Below are 3,902 nucleotides of genomic sequence, written 5' to 3'. Positions count from 1 at the left end.
CGCCAGCACAATGGCGCAGGCAAGCTTAACCGCAAAGCGCAGGTGCTGGGGGGCAATAGTGAAGATCCCCATCGTGATTAACCAAACTCACGCAGGCGCATGCCGAGCTTCTGGAAGAAAGACATCTGGCGCGTATCGCGGTCTTTTTCACCGGTAATAATCACCGTTGCGGTAGTCCCGGCGGGCCAGAGATTGCTCTGCTGCGCATCAAGACGAATACGCACCGGCACGCGCTGGGCAAGGCGCACCCATTCAAGGTTAGAGTCAACGGTCGCCATCCCTTTCGTGTCCCGGCTACTGCTGGCGTTCGTCACCCCTGCCGCAATACTATCGACCGTACCTTTGATAACCTGCGAGCTGCCAAGCGGAGTGATCTCCGCACGGTAGCCTGGACGCACCCCTTCCAGTTTGGTTTCTTCCATGTAGGCCATCACGTAGAACGAGTTTTGTTTCACCAACGCCACCGCTGTTGAGCCACGGGTGATAAATTCCCCGGTGTACACGTTCAGGTTGGTCACCCACCCATCTGCCGGAGCGCGAATAACGGTACGCTCCAGATCAAGACGAGCCAGATCCCGCGTCGCCTGCGCTTTAGCCAGCTGATGCTCGACGGTTTGCAGCATATTGTTCGCCTGGTCAATCTCTTCACGAGACATGGCCTGCACGCCCAGTTGGTTACGACGCACAGCCTCACGGCTTTTCTCCGATGCCTGCACCTGGTAATAGGCAACATCTGCCTCCGCTTGTGCGAGCGCCTTCTGGTAGCGTGGCTGGTCTATGGTAAACAGCACCTGATTTTTACGAACCAGTTGGTTATCCTTAACATTCACTTCAGTGATAAGGCCAGCGACATCGGGGGCGATCGCCACCACCTCAGCGCTGAACCGGGCATCGCGGGTCCACGGGGATTCGGTGTAATAGACCCAGGCGCGAAAGAGAGCGATGAACGCCAGCAGCACCAGAATCAGCGTGATGGCTGTACGGGAAATTTTTGTTGTTAGTGTTTTCACAGCGACCTCAAACGAACAAGCGCGATATCAAGTAAAACAGGCAGCAATACAGCGCCGTATTAAACAGCGCCGGATGCCAGACAAAGTCGTAAATCCCGGTAGGGACCAGCACCCGACGCAGCAGCCAGAAGAGGGCCAGCGACAATAGCAACTCAACGAAGATCGGCGGAAACGAGAGGCCGAAAATCACAATGACGGGAAAGAGACTCATGTTGACCTTGACTTAGAGAGCAGGTGAGAAGCGATGCTTTTATTATTCAGCTAACAGTATATTAACGTAACTGTGAGTCGGTTATCTATAATGTGTGATCTAAATCACTTTTAAGCCAGAGTGAATAATGGAACGATTAAAACGCATGTCGGTATTCGCCAAAGTGGTTGAGTTTGGCTCGTTTACCGCCGCCGCAAAGCAGCTACAAATGAGCGTTTCCTCCATCAGCCAGACGGTCTCCCGGCTGGAAGATGAACTGCAGGTCAAGCTGCTGAACCGCAGCACGCGCAGCATTGGCCTGACGGAAGCGGGTAAAATCTACTATCAGGGCTGTCGTCGGATGCTGCACGAAGCGCATGATGTTCACGAACAGCTTTATGCCTTCAACAACACGCCCATCGGCACACTGCGCATTGGCTGTTCTTCAACCATGGCACAGAATGTCCTCGCAAAAATCACCGCCGAGATGCTCAAAGAGTACCCGGGACTGACGGTAAACCTGGTCACCGGCATCCCAGCGCCCGACCTTATTACCGACGGTCTGGATGTGGTGATTCGCGTCGGCGCGCTACAGGATTCGAGCCTGTTTTCACGCCGTCTCGGTTCCATGCCGATGGTCGTCTGCGCCGCGAAAAGCTATCTGCAGCAGGCGGGAGCGCCGGAAAAACCCGCCGACCTCGCCCGCCACTCGTGGCTTGAATACAGCGTACGCCCTTACAATGAATTCGAACTTATCGGTCCGGAGGGAATCTCCACCCGGCTGACTCCGCAAGGGCGCTTCGTCACCAACGATCCAATGACGCTCAGCCGCTGGTTGAATGCCGGGGCAGGGATCGCCTATGTGCCGCTGATGTGGGTGATCGATGAGATCAACCGGGGAGAGCTCGAGATCCTGCTGCCCCGCTACCAGTCTGACCCGCGACCGGTGTACGCCGTATATACCGAAAAGGATAAGCTGCCGCTGAAGGTACAGGTCTGTCTCGACGCGTTGAGCGACTATTTTGTCGAGGTATCGCAGCTGTTTCATGACGCACGCAGCCGCGATAAGCTTTAAGGCACCAGTTCCGCTTCCGCATCGGACACCAGATGCGTGACCTCGCTCAGTGGGCCGATGCGCACGACGCTTGCGCGGTTGAACTTACTTTTATCCATCAGCAGGAGCGATTGGGACGCCCGCTTTAGCAACAGCGATTTATAGCGGGCATTATGTTCACTGGAATCCCACAGAACGCCATCGCCATCCACGCCTTCGCAGGAAAAGATGAACAGATCGATTTCCAGCCCTTTGAGCTGCGAGGCCAACGTGGGATTCAGGTAATAGCCAAACTGGCGCTGTAATTGTCCGCCGGAGCTGATGAGCTGCACGCACTCACGCTTGCCCAGCTCGACACAAACCGGATGGCTGTTTGTGAAAACCGTCAGTGTGATATCCGGCAGTTGGCGCGCCAGAAACCAGCAGGTGGAGCTGGCATCAAGGGCAATCGTCATGCCCTCTTCAATCCACGCCAGCGCGTGGCGGGCAATATCGGATTTGTGGGCATAATGCCGCTTCAGGCGGGTCTGAAAAGGGGATTCGCTGTCCTGCTGGTCACGGCGGATGATCCTTGCCTGGCCATGGCTGCGCTGGATCGTACCGCGCTGCTGCAAGGCGCTGAGATCGCGGCGGATCGTCTCGATACTGACGTTAAACCGGGCGGCAAGCGACTCGGTCGTCAGGCTCTGCGCCTGGCGCAGAAGTTCAAGAATAGCCTGTTGGCGCTCAGCTTTCACACCGTCTCCCCCTAAAAAAATGCCCGCAAACGCGGGCATTATACCAGTCAGGCGGTTCCGCCGACCGTGAGGTTGTCCACCTTAAGCGTTGGCTGTCCTACGCCGACCGGCAGGCTCTGGCCCTCTTTACCGCAAACGCCGACGCCATTGTCGAGCTTCAGGTCATTACCGACCATCGAGATTTGCTGCATCGCCTCGATGCCGGAACCAATAAGCGTTGCGCCCTTCACCGCTTTGGTCACTTTACCTTTTTCAATCAGGTACGCTTCTGAGGTTGAGAAGACAAACTTCCCGGAGGTGATGTCTACCTGGCCGCCGCCAAAGTTCGGGGCATAAATCCCATAATCAACGGATTCAATGATTTCCTGCGGCGTGGATTTTCCTGCCAGCATATAGGTGTTAGTCATGCGCGGCATCGGCAAATGCGCATACGATTCACGGCGGCCGTTACCGGTCGGGTTCACTCCCATCAGACGCGCATTGAGTTTGTCCTGCATATACCCTTTCAGCACGCCGTTTTCGATAAGCACGTTGTACTGCCCCGGCGTACCTTCATCATCAATGGCGACTGAACCGCGGCGATCGGCGATCGTGCCGTCATCCACGACGGTGCACAGCTCAGAGGCCACCAGCTGTCCCATCTGTCCGCTGAAGACCGAGGTGCCGCGACGGTTGAAGTCGCCTTCCAGACCATGTCCTACCGCTTCATGCAACAGCACGCCCGGCCAGCCAGCGCCCAGCACCACCGGCAGCGTACCCGCAGGTGCCGCCACGGCAGAGAGGTTAACCAGCGCCATACGTACCGCCTCTTTCGCCCAGGCGTCCGCGCATACATCGCCATCGAGGTCAGCCAGGAAATAGTCGTAGCCGAAGCGTCCGCCGCCGCCGCTGGAGCCGCGTTCACGCTTACC

5 protein-coding genes are annotated in these 3,902 nt (G+C 56.7%); 1 reads left to right on the top strand and 4 read right to left on the bottom strand.

The window, feature by feature from the left end; genetic code table 11:
* Positions 1–77 precede the first annotated feature (77 nt).
* Together aaeA and aaeX are read right to left on the bottom strand one after the other, a co-directional pair.
* Entirely contained in the window at positions 78–1,010 is a 933-nt protein-coding gene (aaeA, locus tag JO226_RS15100; RefSeq protein WP_293602363.1) for a p-hydroxybenzoic acid efflux pump subunit AaeA, read from the bottom strand.
* Positions 1,011–1,017: 7 nt separating this feature from the next.
* The gene (aaeX, locus tag JO226_RS15095; RefSeq protein ID WP_293602362.1) at positions 1,018–1,221 is read right to left on the bottom strand and encodes a p-hydroxybenzoic acid efflux pump operon protein AaeX; all 204 of its coding nucleotides are present in this window, start codon (positions 1,219–1,221) and stop codon (positions 1,018–1,020) included.
* Positions 1,222–1,348: 127 nt separating this feature from the next.
* Here aaeX and aaeR point away from each other — a divergent pair, with 127 nt between their 5' ends.
* Entirely contained in the window at positions 1,349–2,275 is a 927-nt protein-coding gene (gene aaeR / locus JO226_RS15090; protein ID WP_293602361.1) for an HTH-type transcriptional activator AaeR, read from the top strand.
* On the opposite strand, the gene fucR is transcribed toward aaeR, so the two are convergent.
* On the bottom strand, positions 2,272–2,991 hold the full coding sequence (fucR, locus tag JO226_RS15085; RefSeq protein WP_293602360.1) for an L-fucose operon activator: 720 nt from the start codon (positions 2,989–2,991) through the stop codon (positions 2,272–2,274). The two genes, aaeR and fucR, sit on opposite strands and share 4 nt — an antisense overlap.
* A 47-nt stretch (positions 2,992–3,038) precedes the next feature.
* A partial coding sequence (gene tldD / locus JO226_RS15080) for a metalloprotease TldD (RefSeq protein WP_293602359.1) occupies positions 3,039–3,902 on the bottom strand: 864 nt, incomplete at its 5' end.

The organism is Pluralibacter sp., from assembly GCF_019237635.1.
In the GTDB taxonomy this organism is placed as follows: Bacteria; Pseudomonadota; Gammaproteobacteria; order Enterobacterales; family Enterobacteriaceae; genus Enterobacter_B.
This window is presented reverse-complemented; position numbering and strand designations above follow the sequence as displayed.